Annotated in this window: 24 protein-coding genes; 7 read left to right on the top strand and 17 right to left on the bottom strand. The window is 33.3% G+C overall.

All coding sequences use genetic code 11. The features are described from left to right. Nucleotides 1–107: 107 nt before the first annotated feature. Complete coding sequence (locus tag ACYFX0_RS26175) at nt 108–623, bottom strand: DinB family protein (protein ID WP_000379381.1); 516 nt, start codon at nt 621–623, stop codon at nt 108–110. Between the two features lie 95 nt (nt 624–718). Further along, nucleotides 719–1,189, bottom strand: coding sequence for an AraC family transcriptional regulator (locus tag ACYFX0_RS26170; RefSeq protein WP_000869618.1), 471 nt, complete (start codon nt 1,187–1,189; stop codon nt 719–721). A gap of 172 nt (nt 1,190–1,361) precedes the next feature. Between ACYFX0_RS26170 and ACYFX0_RS26165 the strand changes: the two genes are divergently transcribed. Then, nucleotides 1,362–1,712, top strand: a complete 351-nt coding sequence (locus ACYFX0_RS26165; protein ID WP_080118523.1) for a VOC family protein — start codon at nt 1,362–1,364, stop codon at nt 1,710–1,712. Between the two features lie 354 nt (nt 1,713–2,066). Further along, nucleotides 2,067–3,371 (top strand): preprotein translocase subunit SecY, encoded by a 1,305-nt coding sequence (secY, locus tag ACYFX0_RS26160; protein WP_000490132.1) that lies wholly within the window; start codon nt 2,067–2,069, stop codon nt 3,369–3,371. 85 nt (nt 3,372–3,456) lie between these two features. Here secY and ACYFX0_RS26155 read toward each other — a convergent pair whose 3' ends face one another. Then, nucleotides 3,457–4,374, bottom strand: a complete 918-nt coding sequence (locus ACYFX0_RS26155; RefSeq protein WP_460272014.1) for a DMT family transporter — start codon at nt 4,372–4,374, stop codon at nt 3,457–3,459. Nucleotides 4,375–4,522: 148 nt separating this feature from the next. Here ACYFX0_RS26155 and pdxR point away from each other — a divergent pair, with 148 nt between their 5' ends. Next, nucleotides 4,523–5,956: a MocR-like pyridoxine biosynthesis transcription factor PdxR gene (pdxR, locus tag ACYFX0_RS26150; protein WP_000706774.1), complete on the top strand. Its 1,434-nt coding sequence runs from the start codon at nt 4,523–4,525 to the stop codon at nt 5,954–5,956. Between the two features lie 425 nt (nt 5,957–6,381). After that, nucleotides 6,382–7,236, top strand: a complete 855-nt coding sequence (gene mle / locus ACYFX0_RS26145; protein ID WP_001290769.1) for an alpha/beta fold macrolide esterase — start codon at nt 6,382–6,384, stop codon at nt 7,234–7,236. A 117-nt stretch (nt 7,237–7,353) separates the two neighbouring features. On the opposite strand, the gene ACYFX0_RS26140 is transcribed toward mle, so the two are convergent. Both ACYFX0_RS26140 and ACYFX0_RS26135 read right to left on the bottom strand, forming a co-directional pair. Next, nucleotides 7,354–7,689 carry a hypothetical protein gene (locus ACYFX0_RS26140; protein WP_001257762.1) on the bottom strand — a complete coding sequence of 112 codons (336 nt, stop codon included), beginning with the start codon at nt 7,687–7,689 and terminating at the stop codon, nt 7,354–7,356. A gap of 11 nt (nt 7,690–7,700) precedes the next feature. Continuing rightward, nucleotides 7,701–8,870 (bottom strand): ParM/StbA family protein, encoded by a 1,170-nt coding sequence (locus ACYFX0_RS26135; RefSeq protein WP_086398318.1) that lies wholly within the window; start codon nt 8,868–8,870, stop codon nt 7,701–7,703. A gap of 208 nt (nt 8,871–9,078) precedes the next feature. On the opposite strand from ACYFX0_RS26135, the gene ACYFX0_RS26130 reads away from it, so the two are divergent. Beyond that, nucleotides 9,079–9,483 carry a hypothetical protein gene (locus ACYFX0_RS26130; protein ID WP_001093135.1) on the top strand — a complete coding sequence of 135 codons (405 nt, stop codon included), beginning with the start codon at nt 9,079–9,081 and terminating at the stop codon, nt 9,481–9,483. A 44-nt stretch (nt 9,484–9,527) separates the two neighbouring features. On the opposite strand, the gene ACYFX0_RS26125 is transcribed toward ACYFX0_RS26130, so the two are convergent. From ACYFX0_RS26125 to sleB, 7 genes are all read right to left on the bottom strand, one after another. After that, on the bottom strand, nt 9,528–10,064 hold the full coding sequence (locus ACYFX0_RS26125; RefSeq protein ID WP_000158574.1) for a DUF1697 domain-containing protein: 537 nt from the start codon (nt 10,062–10,064) through the stop codon (nt 9,528–9,530). A gap of 28 nt (nt 10,065–10,092) precedes the next feature. Then, nucleotides 10,093–11,148 (bottom strand): aromatic acid exporter family protein, encoded by a 1,056-nt coding sequence (locus ACYFX0_RS26120; protein WP_001070854.1) that lies wholly within the window; start codon nt 11,146–11,148, stop codon nt 10,093–10,095. Between the two features lie 104 nt (nt 11,149–11,252). Beyond that, nucleotides 11,253–11,765, bottom strand: coding sequence for a GNAT family N-acetyltransferase (locus ACYFX0_RS26115; protein WP_003278429.1), 513 nt, complete (start codon nt 11,763–11,765; stop codon nt 11,253–11,255). Nucleotides 11,766–11,775: 10 nt separating this feature from the next. Further along, on the bottom strand, nt 11,776–12,132 hold the full coding sequence (locus ACYFX0_RS26110) for a hypothetical protein (RefSeq protein WP_000976437.1): 357 nt from the start codon (nt 12,130–12,132) through the stop codon (nt 11,776–11,778). 106 nt (nt 12,133–12,238) lie between these two features. Next, a complete protein-coding gene (locus ACYFX0_RS26105) occupies nt 12,239–12,835 on the bottom strand; it encodes a YhcN/YlaJ family sporulation lipoprotein (protein WP_000854056.1) in 597 nt (198 codons plus the stop codon). A gap of 26 nt (nt 12,836–12,861) precedes the next feature. After that, on the bottom strand, nt 12,862–14,202 hold the full coding sequence (gene ypeB, locus ACYFX0_RS26100; RefSeq protein WP_000943737.1) for a germination protein YpeB: 1,341 nt from the start codon (nt 14,200–14,202) through the stop codon (nt 12,862–12,864). A gap of 15 nt (nt 14,203–14,217) precedes the next feature. After that, nucleotides 14,218–14,979, bottom strand: coding sequence for a spore cortex-lytic enzyme (gene sleB / locus ACYFX0_RS26095; protein WP_001249046.1), 762 nt, complete (start codon nt 14,977–14,979; stop codon nt 14,218–14,220). Nucleotides 14,980–15,124: 145 nt separating this feature from the next. Here sleB and ACYFX0_RS26090 point away from each other — a divergent pair, with 145 nt between their 5' ends. Continuing rightward, nucleotides 15,125–15,457 (top strand): DUF3889 domain-containing protein, encoded by a 333-nt coding sequence (locus ACYFX0_RS26090; protein ID WP_000749154.1) that lies wholly within the window; start codon nt 15,125–15,127, stop codon nt 15,455–15,457. A gap of 48 nt (nt 15,458–15,505) precedes the next feature. Here ACYFX0_RS26090 and ACYFX0_RS26085 read toward each other — a convergent pair whose 3' ends face one another. The 5 genes from ACYFX0_RS26085 to kynU form a co-directional block, all read right to left on the bottom strand. Continuing rightward, the gene (locus ACYFX0_RS26085) at nt 15,506–16,129 is read right to left on the bottom strand and encodes a Pr6Pr family membrane protein (RefSeq protein WP_001213867.1); all 624 of its coding nucleotides are present in this window, start codon (nt 16,127–16,129) and stop codon (nt 15,506–15,508) included. A 16-nt stretch (nt 16,130–16,145) separates the two neighbouring features. Then, the gene (locus ACYFX0_RS26080) at nt 16,146–17,063 is read right to left on the bottom strand and encodes a serine hydrolase domain-containing protein (RefSeq protein WP_199670227.1); all 918 of its coding nucleotides are present in this window, start codon (nt 17,061–17,063) and stop codon (nt 16,146–16,148) included. A 119-nt stretch (nt 17,064–17,182) separates the two neighbouring features. Continuing rightward, nucleotides 17,183–18,022, bottom strand: coding sequence for a tryptophan 2,3-dioxygenase (gene kynA, locus ACYFX0_RS26075; RefSeq protein WP_097981609.1), 840 nt, complete (start codon nt 18,020–18,022; stop codon nt 17,183–17,185). Nucleotides 18,023–18,054: 32 nt separating this feature from the next. Further along, complete coding sequence (kynB, locus tag ACYFX0_RS26070; protein WP_086390569.1) at nt 18,055–18,684, bottom strand: arylformamidase; 630 nt, start codon at nt 18,682–18,684, stop codon at nt 18,055–18,057. 2 nt (nt 18,685–18,686) lie between these two features. Next, complete coding sequence (gene kynU, locus ACYFX0_RS26065) at nt 18,687–19,973, bottom strand: kynureninase (protein WP_000276296.1); 1,287 nt, start codon at nt 19,971–19,973, stop codon at nt 18,687–18,689. Between the two features lie 159 nt (nt 19,974–20,132). On the opposite strand from kynU, the gene ACYFX0_RS26060 reads away from it, so the two are divergent. Further along, on the top strand, nt 20,133–20,744 hold the full coding sequence (locus ACYFX0_RS26060; protein ID WP_000798548.1) for a TetR/AcrR family transcriptional regulator: 612 nt from the start codon (nt 20,133–20,135) through the stop codon (nt 20,742–20,744). Nucleotides 20,745–20,765: the final 21 nt, after the last annotated feature.

The following is a 20,765-nucleotide window of genomic DNA, read 5'->3' as shown; positions in this document are numbered from 1 at the left end:
ATTGGTTACTTTCAACTAATTTCATTCTATTTTTGTTTTCTTCTGAATCAATATGAATCAATCGTTTCCCCTGTTTATAATACGCATCAATAAACAGGGAATGATTTTTACTTTTCAATTTCACAAAGCAATTTTATCTCTTTGATTTGTTCTATATGACGCTGTTCATGCAAATAGATTAATTCTATCCACTGATCAAGAAATAATTCTCCAAGAGCTGGATGCATCACTGATTTTTTTACTAATTTAGATTCATCTTCTATTGTACTCAGAAAACGCATCAATTCTTTTCTAGAGTCGTTTAACAAATCAACCATTTGCAGCACTTCAAATGGTTCTATACTTGGTTCAATCATTTCTGGTGCTATAAACTTTTTCGTTCTATCTAATAAAATAGTGTGAATTTCTTTACGCTCATTTTGGGTACTATCTAACTTTTTTAATCCTGACGAAATAACTGTTATAATTCTCTCATCTAATAAAACTAAATGATGACAAACTTGTGCAATACTCCATTTATCCTTATCTGGTTTCCTATTAAATTGAGCATCACTCAACAAATTAATTTCCTCAACTAATTGATTTCTCGTTTCATAAAATTTGTTATTTACAAATGTATCCATGTGGATTCTCCTTTCATTGCAACCTACATACTTAAATTCCTACGCTAGAAATATTATCTTCGAAAAAAGATTTTCTTTCACTACTATATCCAATTTCATTTTAAAGCCACAAATAAATCAACCTTTAACTTTCCTTCTAAATCTTCAGGAACATTATTTAAGCAAAACTCTAAATTATCTCTATCATAATCTGCATCATACTCACTATTTGGTAGCCACTCTGCATACATGTATTGATACGCTTCACTTAATTTATGAGGTTCACCATAGAACTGGTATAGACCATATGTACCTCCATCTAATCTTTTAAATTGCACATCATGATACTTTTCTTTATCGAAGTTTTCAGGAATCGTAACACATGCATCATGCCGGCACTTATGACTTGCAACAAGTTCAGGATTATCTAATGATATTCCGATAAATGATTGCTCTGGTGGATAAAGGTTATTTTCAATTGACCAGTTCAGTAACTTTCCCCAGTGATTTTGCGGTTCAAAGTAGCTACCAGTTCGTCTTATATACGCTACTTCTAATGGTGGTAATTTTTTTATAACAACTTTCATTTACATCTTCTCCCCTATAAATACGTACACTGTTTATTTAGCTTTCTTTAATATTTATTCCTTCTTAAATAAAAAGAATTTTCTAATCACATAAAGTGAACCTTTAATCAGCGGGGGATAAATTTTAATTGTAATATAATTGATTACTACTACTAAAGTAGTATGTACTTTCATACTTTTATTTGATTTTAAATTCTTTTTAAATCGATATATTAATTGTAAGGAAATAAAATATCATCCTTCTTTACGTCATATTGCATTTAGAGTTTCATATGAGGATTTAAAAGAATCATTACATTGGTTACACTCACTTCAAATTAAAACCGTTCCGTTTGGAAGTAATGAATCTATTGAACCCTTTGTCCGTCCACATCAAGGTAATGCATCTGTTTATTTTATTGATCCAGATGGTAATAGCTTAGAACTTATTTGTCATATTGTTGTACCTAATGCACTAAAACATATAACTAATAAATTATCATTTAAAGATTGGGAGACACTATTAGCTGACACATTTGAATGAATATAAGCTATAAATCATAATGGCTCGCCTTTATTTTTATAACATGTATAACAATCGTGAATAATAATGTCCTATCAATTTATCATTAAATAAATGTAAAAAATGACCCTATTTATTCATTTTTCATGCGTATGTATGTACATTTGTGAATTTATTCGATATATTATGGGTATTGAATGATTACGAAAAGTGTATAGGTCGCTTATATAACACCTTATATTTTTATATCCGTGAAAACTACAAAGTGTATGAAAATCCATTTGTCAAATGAATTTAGTGCGGAAGGAGGTTTGTGGTTACTTCATAGGGTATAATAATCAGTTTTTTACTGATAAAAATATAGGAGGCGACATAATGTTTCGTACGATTTCAAATTTCATGAGAGTAGCTGAGATAAGAAGGAAAATCCTTTTTACACTAGCGATGTTAATCGTTTTTCGAATTGGCACGTTTATTCCAGTTCCTCATACTAACGCAGAGGTATTAAAAGTACAAGATCAAGCTAACGTTCTAGGTATGTTAAACGTATTTGGTGGAGGAGCACTGCAACACTTCTCAATCTTTGCTGTAGGTATTACACCATATATTACAGCTTCTATCATAGTACAATTACTTCAAATGGATGTTATACCTAAATTTTCGGAATGGGCAAAGCAAGGAGAAATGGGCCGTAAGAAATCAGCTCAATTCACTCGATACTTTACAATCATTCTCGCATTCATACAGGCCATCGGAATGTCTTATGGCTTTAATAATATAGCTGGTGGACAATTAATAACAGATCAAAGCTGGACTACATACTTATTTATTGCGACAGTTTTAACTGCAGGTACTGCATTTTTACTTTGGTTAGGCGAACAAATTACCGCTAACGGAGTTGGTAATGGTATTTCGATGATTATCTTCGCAGGTCTCGTTGCCGCGATTCCAAATGTTGCAAATCAAATTTATTTACAACAATTCCAAAATGCTGGCGATCAGCTATTCATGCACATAATAAAAATTGTTTTAATTGGACTCGTAATTTTAGCGATAGTTGTTGGCGTTATTTACATTCAACAAGCTGTACGTAAAATACCGATACAATATGCAAAAGCTGTTTCAGGAAACAATCAATATCAAGGAGCAAAAAACACTCATTTACCTCTTAAAGTAAATAGTGCTGGTGTTATACCAGTTATCTTTGCTTCTGCATTTTTAATGACGCCGCGTACAATTGCGCAGCTCTTCCCTGATTCAAGCATATCAAAATGGTTAGTTGCAAATCTTGATTTCGCACATCCAATTGGAATGACACTTTATGTCGGTCTTATCGTTGCTTTCACATACTTCTACGCATTTATTCAAGTAAATCCTGAACAAATGGCTGAGAATTTGAAAAAGCAAAATGGATATGTTCCTGGTATTCGTCCTGGTAAAGCAACTGAACAATATGTAACTAAAATTTTATACCGTTTAACATTTATCGGTGCAATTTTCTTAGGTGCAATTTCTATATTACCGCTCGTATTCACGAAAATTGCTACGTTACCACCTTCTGCCCAAATTGGTGGTACAAGCTTACTTATCATTGTCGGTGTAGCACTAGAAACTATGAAGACGTTAGAAAGCCAGCTTGTAAAACGTCATTATAAAGGTTTTATTAAAAAAGTGAATTAATTATAAAAAACACAGTTGGAAAAATAACCAACTGTGTTTTTTATTGTATCAGTCCTGTAATATACAGGGCTGTTGCTTTATTAAACTACATCTCCTTCTCTAATAACCGCCCTTTTTTGAAATAAGTCCGTAGTGTTGAACGATTGGCTAAAAATACACCTATCAATATAAAACAAGCCCCCATTCCCATTGTAGGATTTAAAGGTTCTCCTAAAATGATATATCCCACAATTATTGCAATTAATGGTGATACATATAACCACGTCGATGGAAATACTGGATTTGTTTTTGATAAGAGCCAGTAATATAATCCGTGTCCACCGATTGATCCGATAAATATGAGATATAAAATAGGCCATTGTACACTCCATGAAGTTAATACACTTACATTTGGTTGTTCTACAATAATAGATGCGATTAGTAGTAAAATCCCTCCATAAAACATTTGAATACCGTTAATAAGAAATGGTGATACATTTGATAAATCTGAAAGTATTTCTTTCGAACGAATAGAGCCTATTCCGTAAAATAACTCTCCTATAACTAAAACAATACAAGCAATACTCCATATGAAACTTACTTGTTGATGCATTCCTGGTAAAGAAACAAATATAACACCTATTAGTGCGATAACTAAAGCAACGAGTTGCTCCTTTTGTAATTTCTCCCTATTCCTCTTTGCTTGTATTAATAAAATCATCATTGGTCCCGTAGCAGAAAGAACAGCAGCTAATCCCGAAGAAATATATTGTTCTGACCAATATAAACTTGCGAATGTCATAAATGTTAAACAAAATCCAGCATACATAATACGTTTTGAAAATATATGTGGCATAATTTCTTTTCGCTTTAATTTAAAAATAATCATAAGGATTATGCCCGCTAAAAAGAATCGAATTCCTGCTGAAAACAACGGTGGCGCCCCTGCTTCAATTCCAATTTTTATTGTTAAAAATGTTGTCCCGAAAATAATACATACTAAAATGTAATTAAAAATGACCATTTTTCTTCCTCCTTTTTACTCTTAAAATGAGTATAGAGGGTATGGTGTATAACAGTGTATCAATACATATAACAGTTACTTCAAGTTGTAGTTGATTCCCTATATATTTTTCGCTTTAATTAAATTAAAAAGAAAAATAGGTGAAACTATGAAGATTGTATTGCGTAAAGAATCAAACATACCGTATTACAAGCAAATATATATGCAAATTGTTGAAAGAGTACAAAGTGGTATGCTTTCACATGGTGAATCCCTTCCTTCTTTACGTTGTATGGCCACAGATTTACAAATCAATGTATTAACTGTTCGTAAAGCGTATAAACAGTTAGAAACGAAAGGGTATATACGCATCGAACAAGGAAAAGGTGCTTACATATATAAACGTGTAAAGAAAGATTTCAAACCGATACCGTATAAATGGCAACAATCAAGATCTATTAATGTTATGCGTTCTCAATATGCAATGAATAAGCACCGTAAATATTATGATTTTTCACAAGCAATTCTGTATCCTCGTCTGTTACCAAATCCATTTTTGGCAGACGAAATGCATAAATTGCTAGATAAAAATCCGATGTTGTTAGCAACTTATGGGCCTGTTCAAGGCGATTATGAACTGCGAGTTGAAATAGCAAATTACTTAAATGAACACCAGAAATTAGTGACGGACCCATCTCAATTATTAATTACAAGCGGAGCACAACAAGGAATTGATTTAATTGCTCAAACATTATTAAAACCTGGAGATATCGTATTAGTAGAAAGTCCATGTTACAGTGCTGCGCTTGACGTTTTCATCAATAAAGGTGTTCAAATCATTCCTATTTCTCTTGATAATCATGGAGTTCGCTCCGACTTAATTGATGATATTTGTCAAAGTAAAAATCCTGTTTTATTGTATACAAATCCCACCTTCCAGAACCCGACAGGTACAGTAATGAGTAAAGAACGAAGAATGGAACTTATAGAACTAGCGGAGCTATATCAATTTTTTATCATTGAAGATGATTCTTTCGGAGAAATATATTTTGAAGGTGCTATAGTCCCACCACCAATCAAAAGTTTTGATAAGGATGGCCACGTGATATATATAAAAGGATTTAGTAAAACGTTAGCACCAGGACTCCGTATCGCAGCACTTTTTGCCGATGGTCCTATTTTTGAATGGCTATATGCAGTGAAAGGTTCCATGGATATCGGTAGTCCTTTATTAACACAGAAGGCACTTCTACCTTTCTTACGTGCGGAACGTATGAAAAATCATTTAGAAAAATTACGTACAGCTTTACAAATGAGACGTGATTTAACAATTGATATACTATCGCCATTAAAAGGACTAAACTTTGAGATACCAAATGGCGGTTTTAATTTATGGGTGAAACTGCCTGATTCGATAGATCCCTTTACCTTATTACAAAAAGCAAATGAAGTAGATGTCTCTTTTTTACCAGGAACAGCTTGTCTATTAAACTACGAAACAAATGATAACCAATTAAGAATTAGCTATTCAATGTTAAACGAGAAAGATATGGCAATTGGATTAGAGAAATTACATGATACAATACGAAACAGTATTTGTTAGAAGTAATAACACAATAGCCAACAATAAATAATACCCGAAAATGACAATGTGTAGTATGGGCTATTATTTATTGTTGAGCTTTTTCGTTATTCTTAACAACCGATTTTAAAACTTGTCTTTCTTTCAATTCTTCAACACTGCCATATCGATCAATAACAATTGCTTTCATTTCCTCTCCTCCTTGCTGTTTATTTTAATAACATACAATTATTTCTCAAAATTTTTTGCCTTGAATTACCATATACTTATTTTTGGGGGTAATTATGCAAAAAGCATTATAAAGTAAAACTTTAATCATTCCTCACCAATCGGGCTCTTACTGCCCGGCAAATAGCGGGATGAATTTCAAAAAGAATCTTACACACATCTTAGAATCATCCAAAACTGTTTTATTAATTAAATTCAAAAGAAATGAGGCTAACTATATGAGTGAAAAGATATTTAAAATAAACGGAATTGATATATGTACAGAAAGCTTTGGGAACCCTAAGAACCCTGCTATTTTATTAATTATGGGCGCTACATGTTCCATGGTTTATTGGGACGAAGAGTTTTGTGAGCTGTTGGCTAGTACGGGGAAATTTGTTATTCGCTTTGATAACCGTGATGTTGGACGCTCTGTTGCCTACGAACCTAGAACTTCCAATTATACAGTAACAGATATGGCTGAAGATGCAATTGGAGTACTAGATGCTTATCATATTGATAAAGCTCACCTATTTGGTATGTCATTAGGTGGTATGATTGCTCAAATTGCCGCTATAAAACATCCCGAAAGAATTTTGACGCTAACTTTACTAGCGACTAGTGTAATAGGATCTGATGACAATACTCGCGATTTACCTCCAATGGATGAAAGAATTTTAACACATCATGTAAATGGCACAAGTATAGATTGGACAAATAAAAACGATGTGGCAGAGTATTTAGTTTCAGGATCTCGTCTATTATGTGGATCAGAACGAATATTTGATGAAAATAGAGTTTATACACAAGTAAAACAAGAAATAGAACGCGCAAATAATTTATTAAGTATGTTTAATCATGCTTTACTTCAAGGTGATGATGCATATGAAGGTGTACTTCACTCCATACAAGCACCTACATTGGTTATTCACGGAACAGATGATACAGCACTCCCATTCGAACATGGCCTCGCACTAATTGATGAAATTCCAAACTCAGTACTATTAACTCTTAAAGGGGCAGGCCATGAAAACCATCCAGATGACTGGGAAAGCATAATTACTGCTGTTTCTAAACATACATCTGAAATTTAGACAAACAAATAATTAACAAAAGGGGCACAAATTGTATTGTGCCCCTTCTATTTACAAACAAAAACCCATCACTGTATTCGTATGTATAGTGATGGGACTTCTTATATTTTTCTATGTTTAAAAAAATGGACAATCTAATTGATCAACAGATTCCCATAATTTTTTTTTTGCATTTTCGGTGGATGTATTTGTTTCTAGTGTCATGTTTTTAAAAGGGTTTACTTCAACTTTTAATAAGGATGAAGGCTCCACATATAATGAGAAAACATGGCTGCTTGGTAAAGCTTTAGAAACGTCAATATCTCCTACTTGTTTAAATAGTTGCTGCGCAGCAAAAAAGAAGAAATTAGTTGGATTTGATTGTTTATTCAGCCACGCAAGCATTTCAGGTGATACCGATTTATGAATATTGATTTTTACTCGATCACCACGTTTATATCGCCTAGATCGCATACTTCCACCAACTAACTTATCGTTAAGTTTGTAAATCCTAACTCTTTTTGCTTATGCTCTCTATATTTTGGCGAACAAGTATAGACTAATAATCCTCGTGCATTGGTAAATAACGGATTATCTACAAAGATTACATTTTTGAGTCGTCCTTTTTGCTTTAAAATCATTTTTAAACTGTTTTTAATAATTACTGCACCACCGCCATAAATAAACACGTATGGATCGTCTTTCATATCATCAATTTTATTTATAATATCTGTTGCAACACGAGCTGCTAAACCTAATAGTGCCGGCTGTGATTCCTCAACTAATAAGGTATTTCTCGGATGCTTATCATTTAAATAAATTTGATTGAATTCTGTAATACTATCAATCGTCTTAGTTGGATACTTTCGGTTCCATCTCGTGATAATTTGTAATAACGTCTCTTTTACACCATAAGATAAACCTTTACTTAGTTGCGGACGGAAATTTACCCCTAATGAAACAACTTCTTCTGTCGTCCCTGCACCAATATCAAAAGAGAGTAGAGTCTTATCTACAAAATCAATTTCAGAAACTTGATTCGGCTCACATTCTATTTTATGTTTCACAACATTTCCTTCTTCATCGTATACAATGCCCCACGTCCCAGATGCGCCCTCAGGCAGGCATTTACAATACTCAATTGAAACATTAATTGTCACATCGCGTCCGTTCGGATAATGGAAAATTACCTTATGATTTCCCATATAACGTTTTGCATTTTCAGCAGCTATTTCTTGTGTAATAAGCTGCATAGGAAGAGCGACAGATAAATCATAACGAATATTAATATGGCTAGAAGTTGGACTTTGACGCATAGCGCTTACCGCCAAACCTGATAGTATTGTAATAACCATTAACTCATCCGTTGACTTATTTGATTTCTTCTCTACCTCAGTACCTTTTAATTGATCTTGAATGACTTTTTCTCCAACGATGTATCGTACATTATTAAGCATTAACGATGGCGAACTTATAGTCACATCAATGTGGTTTTCTAATTCAGATAATGAAACATCTACCTCATCTAAGAGTCCTGTCGGCTCACCTATATATAAAGAATAAATACTCGGAATAAAAATAGGGTCTTGCCCTTTCACCATTAACTTCAAACCGTTGTTTCCTGCATCTGCACCAGCTTTTAAAAGTATAGACATAACTACCCCCTAAATTAATCTGACATCCCTTCCAAATATATGCGAGCCCATTCTTTTACATTCAAATGTATTGTAATTTTTTATTTATCATAAAACCAAAATATTGCATACTTATATATTTTATGTAAAAAGTATTTGACATGATACTTTTCCAATTTTATACTTATATTTGTAAAGAGTTTTTTACAATCGAGGGGGCAATTATTTATTGAATACTAAAAAAACTATTTTTATCATCATTGTTTTAGCATTAATTGCAATAATAGTACATGGCACATATAAATACATCACTGAAGGTTCTATTTTGGGTGGTACGATTTTTGCTATTTCGTTAATACTTAGTAATTTAATTAATCACATTACTTGGGGAGATCCCCACGGTGTATCAGAAGAAAGTCAAGATGAAATGGGCCAACAAATTACATATAAAAGCTTTAAAATTGCGTATTTTGTGCTTGTAGTTATAATGTTCCTTTTATTAATCTTCTCCGAAGGATTTTCTATGGGGGCTAATTTAGATGGCGTTAAAAACCTCCCTCTGTTCATCGCAATTTGCTCTTCATTCTTTATTTATCCTATTGTCGAACTCATAGTTGCAAAACAATATAAGTAAAAAGATGAGGTTTTCTACATGTAGAAAACCTCATCTTTTTATATTTACATACTCTCTACAATTGCTTTTAATTTATTCACAGTCCGCCAATTCCTAACTGTAGCTGGTGTATGTAACTTCTGAAACTGGTTCATTAATTTAGAATTTCGAATGCTATTTTTGAAAAACAAATAAGCAACCTTCTCATCTATATAGCAATCTTCAAGTTCACTTTTAAATGTAAGCAATTGACTACTCTCTTCTTCAGAAAGTACATTAGCTAAAAAAGCAACATGAACACTTTCCCCTTCTAACAATGAATGAACTTCATACGGACATTGTTTAATAATATTTATAAATTCATCATGTGTTCTTAGCATGACTGGAACATCGAAATCAAATTCATTTTTCATTTCAGATTGTATTCGGTCCTTTAGAAAGTTTATACCTTCCTCAGATTCGAACACGATATTACCACTTTGTATATATGTTTTCACATGTTTTAATTCTATTGATTCAAACAATCGTTTTAAATCAGCCATTTTGATTACTTTATGTCCACCGACATTGATTCCTCTTAGTAGTGCAACATAAATTGTCATATTATTCCCCCACAATAAAATGAATTTATCAACTGAATTGATTTTCCCACTCATATTTCTCGGATATTTGTTTTAATTCTTCTAACATATCATGAATAGATAATACCTCAAATAAAATAATAGATTCACTTGAAAAATGGTGATGATAATGATCTGGTTTATAATCTTTTAAATCATTTTTATAACTCCAAAATTGCTTGTCTAATTCAGCAATAAGTTTAAAATGTTCCTCATCAATTTCATTACAACGGTTTCTCAATATAGCAATTATAGAATAAGTTGTTTGTTGTAATATTTCCCTTTCACTTTGTGACCAGTCACAGGTCTCAATTGACACTCGAGCTAAATTATCTATATGGTAAATGATTTGCTGTAATAAATGCAATTGCTTTTGTACAAGTAAAAAGCTTTTCATTTCCTTCTTTGTATGGTGATGATACTTCCAATCTTTCTGCTCATATTGAACAAATTGTATCGCCTTATGCAATAATAAAGTCAATTTAGATAGATCCTGAGCTGTCTCCTTTTTCATACCTTTTCCTGCAAGTAATGCAGTAATCCATTCTTCCATAATATTTGCTGTTTTAGCAAATAGATCCTCTGTACATCCAAAAATCGTTTTCGTGTAGTGTGGTGGGAAAATGAAAAAATTCACTAAAGTAGATACTATAATACCAGTAGATGTAGTAGCTAAACGAATTAAAAATGCAGTAAAATAATGATCTGCCGTAATTGGAATCATAGCTACAGCAGTTAAAGTCGCGACTAATGTTCCCGCATGTAACCTTAGTTTTTGACATGTAACAATCGTAAACATCGCAGCTAATGCATAAGAAATTGCTTGATGGCCTAGGAAAAATGTGAAAGTCATGGCATATGCCGATCCAATTGTTGAGGCCGGAAAGCGAATAAACCCTTTTTTTATTGAGTCTGTTGCAGTTGGTTCAATTGTAACAATTGCTGTTATTACAGCAAAAATAGTTGGGATGTTAAAAAATTTACAAACTAACACTGTAAGAAAAACTGCAATCCCAGTTTTAATCACTCTTCCCCCAACAATATTCCATTGTCTATCTTGATTCATTTTTTATATCCTTCATTTCTGTTTCATTTTATATACATATATTATATATTGTTAAAATAAAAAAACCTACTACATGAATATTCAAGAGTAAGTTTTCTATCTCATTATTTCATTATAGGTAAATGCATTATTATTTGTTGGCCAATTGGTCCCATTCTTCTAAAACCTTTATCTTGGAAGCCGACTTTTGCATATAAATTTTGTGCAGGAATATTTCTTTCATTCACAGCAAGTACAACTTCATTTTTTATTGGAAAATAACGTTTTACAAACTCTTCTAATAATAACAATGACTTTTTAGCGTATCCCTTTCTTTGTCTATTGTGATTAATAGAAAATGATGTTAAAAGTAAAGCATCCTCATTATCCGTGAACTCCTTTACTCTATCTCCCGTTTGCAATGCGAAAAGACCAACCGGTACCCCATTGTAATCTAAAATAACAATCACATTTTTTGTACGATCACTTTTTGCTTTCTCCAGTAATGCGCTTGGATCTGATGTAAACTGAACTTGTTCACTTGGTAAAGTAAATGTTTGTATAACTTCTTTATATTTCTCCTTATACGGAACTAATTGAATTTCCCCTGTGTGTATGTTCATGCTAAACTCTCCCATTTTTTGCTTATTAACTTATACCTTGCTGTACTTTTGAATGCACTCTTCCATCTAAAAAGGTAATTTCAACAAATGAATTTGGATCGTTTCCTTTCCAAGCAAAAATTTGTTTAATTTGTGTAGAATGCTCTACCCCTTCTTCTATAAGTAAATCCCCTTCACAACCAATTAAATCTTTTACTTCTGTATAAGTCATTCCTTCATTTATGTTCGAGAAATGGTTTATATTGATAGACGCTTTCTGTTGCCTTTCCATCACAGTAGAAGAAGTTGCTGTTTGATTTTTCACTTCTTTTCTTTGTTCACACGCTGTCATACTGAAACCTAAGCAAAAACTAAACAATATACATGCGCTTTTTTTCATCATAACAGTTGTCCCTCCCATCATAATTAAACCATATATTTCCTTAAAAATAAACTGAATATTTAATATTATATTCAAAAACCTCGTACAATTAAGTACGAGGCTAATTTCATTTATTCAAATGATTATTTGATTGATCATCCTGTTCTTTTCTTAGCTCTTGTTTTTCATCTTTTGGTAATTGTTTATCATTATCTTTAATTGGATTCGTTTCTCTATTTTCAATCATATCATTTGGAACTTGTGGCATTACTCGGCCCACAATAGCCGCTAATTCATCTAGTATACCTTCACCTGTTTTTCCTTTTTTAATTTGCTTTCCAATTTGTTTGAGGCGTTCATACGTATCAACATCTGCTACAACGACTGCATTAGCACCGTCAGGATCATTTTTTAAACTTTCTGCAACAGAGTATTTAATTGATTCAACTCGAGTTCGATCAAGTTTTGCTTTTACGTCTATACCTACAATTGCATATTTGCCGACTACTACGGCTGTCGCATCATTCACACCTGGCACACTTGCAGCTAAAGATGCTAAATGATCTGCTGCTTTTTCATTTGGCTTATTTGATTTATTCGTATAATTAACATTTTTCATTGAGACATTTTTTTGTTCCGGCTTTTCGTTTGGATTGTCTTTTTTTCCAATACTGCATCCAGTTATAACGAAGCAAAGCATCAATATATATATTAGAGTTTTCATTATTTTCACCACTTCACTATTAAGGTTTAATCATAAATTTTTTCAACAGCTTGCATTTTCTTTACCTTTTCTTCGGCCCCACTATTAGCATTAATGAATATTTGGTACGTATCTTTTCCTAAAGTACCTACAAATTCATAGCAAAGTACTTCATTATGCAAATCATTGACTACTACAGCTTTACGTTCTTCCATTACTTTCACATCCGGATTGATTTTCTTTCTTGCTTCTGCTACAGTTAACTTTGCCGATGGAACTGTTCGTTTTTGATGCGACGCTAAATATTCTTTTGCGGAGAACCCTACGATAGAACCGTCATCTAAAGCAATTTTCATTTGGATTGCTTCTGGATAAATTCGTACTCCATTTTCATTTACTACATACGTAAACACACCAACATTATCATATTGAGAGCTATCATAAAGCTCCATATTATTAAACTTATGGTCCTTTAAAAATTTCAAACCTTTACTACCTGCATCGTTTAAACTAACTTTCTGTTCTTTAATTTCGCGGTTATTCATAACCCAAATTGGATATCCTCCTTTTCCCGTAATATCCATATAGAACTCATTGTTCGTTGCTTCATCTTTAATTTTCACACTATAGAAGGATTCTTTCGCACCTTTTCCGCTTTTCTCAACATCTACTTTTTCATTTCCTTTTAAATTCAAAAACGATTTTGCAATTTTCGCCGCTTCATCTTTAGAAATTGCCTTTCCTTGCGCTTCAAATCCGCCTTTTTTATTTTTTTGCGCACTTGTAAAGGTCGGTCCGAAGTTTGTAGAAGAATATGATGTTACGTTTTTCTCTACAGTTTTCAATCCATCAATAATTGTGTTATCTGCTGGATCGCGATTTGATGCAAGTGCCATTTCTACATCCATCCAGCGTAAATTATTTTTCAAAACAAGATGTTGTACTTTTCTTAGTTCATCTTGTATATTTCCTGCATTTGAATATAAAGTTTGCAACGTTTTATATTCTTGCTCATTTAAAGGCTCTTTTTCTAAATCACGAATGGCTGCACGGTAACTAAAATCACCGATATTCGCTAAAAATTCTTCCGTTTTATTAAATGGCATTAATGTTAAAGGAAGTTGCCCTACATCTGAGCGAGCTTCAGATGTTAAACGCCATACATCCGCTAATGCAGGTGATAAAGATGATCGTGAATTCATCGCAAGTGTTGTGCCAATTTTATCGTGTAATAAATCGACTTCGTATGCTAAATCATGGAATGCACGTTGATAGCTATTTTCCGCTCTAATTAAAACCGCATTTTTCTCTTGGTGCTCTTTATAGCCCCAGTATCCTGTTCCTACTACACCGACTGTTAATAATACAATGATAATACCTCGTAACATTGTCCCACCTCCGCTCTATTTACAGAAAATATGTTTACCGATTTTTTTAATTTGTGGACGAGTCCAAATCCATTTACTAGTCGCAGTATCTGGATTGAAATAATATAAAGCATTTCCTGTTGGATCCCATCCATTAATCGCATCTAATACAGCTTTTTTCGCTGTTTCATTTGGCGTTAAATATATTTGCCCATCCGCAACTGCCGTAAAGGCTCTTGGCTCAAATATTACTCCTGAAACGGTATTTGGAAATGATGCACTTGTAACACGATTTAAAATAACAGCAGCTACTGCAACTTGTCCTAAATACGGTTCACCACGTGATTCCCCGTATACTGCGTTTGCCATAAGTTGAATGTCATTTTGCGAATAACCATTCGGAACATTTGTCCCTTTATTTTGAGATGGTTTATTTTTTTGTGCAGTACTACCACTATTTCCTTTATTGGCAGTGGACTTGTCATACTTCGTTGCCTTCACGAGCATTTGCTTCGTTTTAGCTCCAGCTAAACCATCAACGGGTAATCCGAATTTCTCTTGAAAATTCCGAAGTGCCCAATATGTACCCCATCCGAAAACACCATCCACTTTTCCCGTATAAAATCCGTTATATTTCAAACGAGATTGCAGTTCAATGACATCTTCGCCAGATGCTCCTCTTTGAATGACTTGATTAGAAAAAGCTTCTACATTCTTTAGTTGTATACTACTGACCATTAAAGACAGTCCTATGAACGCAAGTAAAACTGCTATTTTAAAAATAGCTTTTTGGCGCATACTTTTCCCTCCTTAATTACAGAAATGATTTCTTGGTTATGTTTTGTAAAAGCCTCGCTTTTATGTAAAGAAGACAAAAAAATCCAAACTAATATCGTTGAAAAAATATGTAAACAATATAAAAAAAGGATAAAAGGAGTTCATCATGAAGAAATCGTTAAAACGTGTCGCACTCGTCATTCTGTTCCTAACAACATGTTCAAATATATATACAGGCTCATCAATTGTTCATGCGCAGCCGCCGTATGCCAAATGGGGTAAACTTGCCGTAGAAAAGACGAAAGAACAATACCCAAAAGCAGAAATTATTGATTATCTACATATAGGTAGAAAACCCAAAACAGTTCAAATAACTGTTGAAAAATTTAAATTGTGGTTACGTGAAGATGGAAAAGAATATGGTGTTTTTGTTGATGTAGAATTTGAAACGAAGACGGAGAAATTTATAAAGTTGTCGTTTCAGAAGACGAGTAGATAAAGTGAACCCCCACTGTTAAAAACAGAAACAGTGGGGGTTCTTACATTTCTAAAATTCTTTCCTAAAATTTCGATTCCCTAAAAATCTTACCAATATACAAATAGCGCCAATTACAACAGCTATCCCTATACTATATAAAAGGACTCTACCATATCCTCCTATTCTCGGATCTAAAAAAGGATATGGATACCAATTTACGATTGGACCACGTAATAAGCTATATACAACGTAAAAAAACGGGAATAAGAGCCAACTTGCAGCTTTTTTCCAGGTGATTTTCTTATTTGGTGGATTTAAAACCCAATCTAAAAGCATGGTAATTGGCATGATATAATGCAGCACCGTATTTACCCATGGTATTGCAGTTTGAAGTGATTCTTCTAATCCTCTTAATAGTAAAAAATAAATTAGTCCTGTCGTAAGTATATATACCGTTGCCGCACCACGAAGTATACCAAACTGCTCTGATCGACCAAATGTAGCTGTTCCGATACTGCTTAAAAGGAGAATACATGCAACTAAAATGTTACTTTCGATCGTAAAGAAACTAAAAAAGTTAACTGGATTGAACGGTTTCACTTGTGCCCTGATTATGAATTGCGTAATAATGGCGCTACATGCTAGAAGACTTAAACATAATCTAAATAAAGATAAAGTTTTTTCACCCCTCATACATTCCCTCCTTTTCTTATAAATAATTAGAATTTCCCTGTACATGCTCAATAAATAATTTTAATGGAACGAGCCCACGCTTTGGCATATGACTACTTATAATAGCTACTACTTCTAACTGAGGAATGATAACGATGTATTGTCCGCCATATCCCATAGCGAAATATATACAATACGGTATGTGAAATCTTTCGTTATGTAATACCCACCAGTGATATCCATATGCGCCGACATGTTCATATGTTTCAAATTGCGCCCTGCTTGACTCTTCTAACCATTGTGCTGATACAAATTCTTTCCCATTCCAATATCCATTTTGTAAACATAATTTTCCTAATTTTAATAAATCTGTAGATTTCATTTTCATACCGAAGCCGCCAACATATATACCCTGCGGATCTTGTTGCCATTCGTATTCGTTAATTTCTAATGGATCAAATAAATATTTCTTTGCAAACCGCTCTGTCGACATTCCAGTAGCTTCTTGAATAATATAGCTCAGTAAATGAGAAGAACCTGAATTATAATTCATTTTTGTAGCAGGTTTTTCAATTATTGGCTTTTCTAATATGTACTGTACCCAGTTCTCTGATTCTACAAAGTCATTTGGGAATACTACTCCATTCCCAAACTCTTTCCAATCCTCACCAGTAGTCATTGTTAATAAGTGATAAAGCGTCAAATCATGTTTTTCCCCAGGTACATTTTCAATCCACTCTGTAATCGGTGTATGTATATCATTTATATAGCCCTTATCAATTGCAATACCAATTAATAAAGATACGATACTTTTTGTAATCGAATTTATTTTATATAAGTTATTTGCACATTCAGGTGTTTTATAATACTCAGTTGTTAATTCCCCTTTTTGATAAACAAGAAATGTATTCACTTTTTTCTTTTCGAATTTATTTTCTAGTTGCTTGAAATCCAAAAACTTTACCTCCATTTAAATAGTTACTCCATTTATTATATCTTGTTACTTCATTTTAAACATAATTGTGCTCAAATAAAAATAAACCTGTCAGCCATAATGAACTGACAGGTTTATTTTTATAATTTCGTACGAACATTCCAAAGCTCTGGGAAGAATCTTTGATCAAGTACTCGTTTTAAATAAGAAACACCGGAGGATCCACCTGTTCCCATTTTATGTCCAATAATTCTTTCTACTGTTTTCATATGACGGAAACGCCATTGTTGTAGCCAGTCTTCAATATCAATCAATTTTTCAGCAAGCTGATATAAATTCCAATATTTTTTCACATCCACATACACTTCTAACCACGCCGCTTCTACTGTTGCATCTTCTTCATAAGGCTGCGTAATATCACGGTTTAACACATCTTTATGAATAGGGAATCCTTCTTTTACTAATGCTTGAATCGCGACATCATATAGACTTGGTGCATGTAGCGCTTTATGAAGTCGTGCATGTAATTCTGGATCCTTTTCATAAATTTTTAATGCGTGCGGCGTTTTATAGCCAAGTGCATACTCAATCATACGATATTGATACGATTGAAAACCTGAAGCTTGACCGAGTGAATCACGAAACTCAATATATTCTGATGGTGTTAATGTCGCAAGAATATCCCAAGATTGAATAATTTGAGACTGAATTTTCGATACACGTGCTAACATTTTAAAAGCTGGTTGTAATTTATCTTGTTTAATAGATTCAATCGCCGCATTTAGCTCATGTAAAATGAGCTTCATCCAAAGCTCACTTGCTTGGTGGATAACGATAAATAACATTTCATCATGATGGTCCGATAATCTTTTTTGAGAAGATAGTAAACTATCTAATTGTAAATACTCCCCATACGTCATATTCTCTTTAAAATCCGTATGAATCCCTTTTTCCATAATTACTTTTTCATTTTTTTTCATATTAGCCAAACGCCCCTTTTATATAATTCTACTTATATTGGTCTAATAACGGCTCGAACTGGACTTCCATCTGCATCAGTTAATGCAAGTGGTAATGCAATAAGTTCATAATCACCGTCTGCTACATGATCTAATACGACATTTTCTAAAATATGAATTCCATGTTTAAATAATTGATGATGCGCTGCTAATTCTTTATCATCTAACGGATCAACTGATGGTACATCTACTCCGATTAAACGAATACCTTTCTCTGATAGAAAAGGTGCTATGTCTGCACGTAAATGAGGGATCACATCTGGAAATTCTTCAGTTTTTCCATGTGAAGATGTACGTAATAATAATCGTTCTACACCTTCTAAATGAAAGTTTTCTAATTCCTTTTTCCCGATGCTTTCAAGATTAGAAACGTCAATAATCCGTGCTGGGCCAACATAAACTTGAACATCTAAATCCAATACTTTCTTTCCATCATTATCAAAATGAAATGGTGCATCAATATGAGTGCCTGTATGAATACTCATCGTTAACTTTCCGACATTTACCGAGCCGCTTTCTTCTTTTGACCATGAAACTTCATACGAGAACGGTGTGTCTCCTGGCCACGTTGCAATATTATTATTTAGCGGTTGTGAAATATCAATCCACTCTGATGTTTTCATACTTATGCCACAACCTCTCGCTTATTTTCAAACTGCTTATACTTTTCTTCTTTCATAATTCCCTTTAATATTTGTACAGATTTCCACACTTCTTCGTATGTGTTATATAAAGCGACCGGCGCAAGTCTCACTCCATTTGGCGCTCTAAAATCTGGAATTACTCCATTTGCCTTTAGCGCTTTACATATACGTGCTGCTTCTGCATGCTCTAAATAAATGTGCCCGCCTCGACTTTCATCCTCTAACGGATTTCCAATTGTAAATCCGAAATCTTTTAATTCATGATCAATTAAATTCAGCATGTATCTCGTAATATGTAAAGATTTCTCACGTAAACGTTCAATACCAGCATCTTTGAAAATTTCAAGAGAACCAATTAATGGTGCTATACTTAATACGTGAGGTGTACCAATTTGATAAGCACCTGCATGATCAGCGGCTGTTAATGTATGCTCCATATCAAACTGCTTATCTTTTTTAGAACTAAACCATCCAGACAATCCTGGCAGTCTATTAAAATGTTTATTATTTACATAAAGTCCTGCAACACCACCCGGTCCTGCATTTAAATATTTATAATTGCACCAAACAGCAAAATCAACATCCCAATCTTTGAAATGATGCGGAATAGATCCTATTGAATGACATAAATCAAATCCGATATGAATGTCTCGTTTATGTGCTTCCGTTGTTAAACGTTTCATATCAAGAATTTGACCACTTCTATATAAAACAGAAGGTAATAAAATTAAAGCGATATCATCTTCCATCGCATGAATAATATCTTCTTCAGAAAGTGTTCTACCATCTCGGCTTTTCACTCTTACTAGATGCTCATCTGGGTCTAATCCTTTTAAACGTATTTGACTTTGAAGTGCATAAATATCTGACGGGAAAGTTAATTCATCCGCAAGTATTTTTGTACGTATTCCTTTCGGTTCATAAAACGTCGCAATAACTTGGTGTATATTTGTAGTCGTAGAACCGGTTACAATAGTTTCCTCCGGTAAAGCTCCAATAAGAGGGGCTGTAAGTTTACCTAATTTCTCTGAAAGGAAGAACCACGGGTGCTCACCTTCAGTCCAGCCGTCAATTCCATATTCTTTCCACGAATCTAGCAACGTAAGTAATGATTTCTCTGCTCTTTTTGAAAGTAGCCCTAATGAGTTTCCATCTAAATATATAGTACCTTCTTTTTTATAGAATTCAGTTTGAAAATCTTTCAGTTCATCATGTTTATCACATTCAAGCGCATACTCATAAGTTGGTTGAAATGGTTCTTTATACATGGTGTCACCTTCTCTTAATTTTCTTTTTATTCTAACTAATTGAAATATAGCACCTTAATTGATATAACGTCAATGATATTATGTCAGTTGACTTTATATATGAACTTCTTTTACAATACAGTTATATTTTCAGACATTTCAGTATAAAGAGGTGATTCTTTGAAAAACTCTACTCTTTCATCAAGAAAACACCGCTCCTTAGAAACGAAGAAGAAACTACTACACTCTGGTTACACTATTTTTATACGTAACGGATTTCAAAAAACGACAATTACACAAATTATTAAACATGCAGAAACCGGTTACGGAACAGCATATGTATACTTCAAAAACAAAGACGATCTCCTAATTAGTTTAATGGAAGATGTTATGAATCAATTTCATAATATTGCCAAGCGCTCCTTTTTGCCTCAAACGAAGGAAGAAGCTCATAAAATGATTCGAAATCAAGTTAGAGCATTTCTCCAACTAGCAAAGAAAGAACGAGCTATTTTACAAGTTGTAGAAGAAGCAATCGGATTATCAAAAGAGATACGTAAAAAATGGGACGAGATACGGGAACGCTTCATAAACAATATTACGCAGGATATTACATACTCTCAAGAAAGTGGATTAGCACAGCCTGAATTAAATAAAGAAATTGTAGCACGTGCTTGGTTCGCAATGAATGAGATGTTTCTTTGGGCGATTGTGAAAAATGATAAAAAATTAGAGTTAGAAGAGATAGTACATACATTGACGGAAATGTATACGACGGGGTTATATAAATAGCACACCTGCAATAAATACGGT

It is taken from the genome of Bacillus sp. NEAU-Y102 (assembly GCF_054788175.1).
The sequence above is the reverse complement of the archived record's forward strand: the minus strand, read 5'-3'. Positions and strand labels throughout refer to the sequence as shown.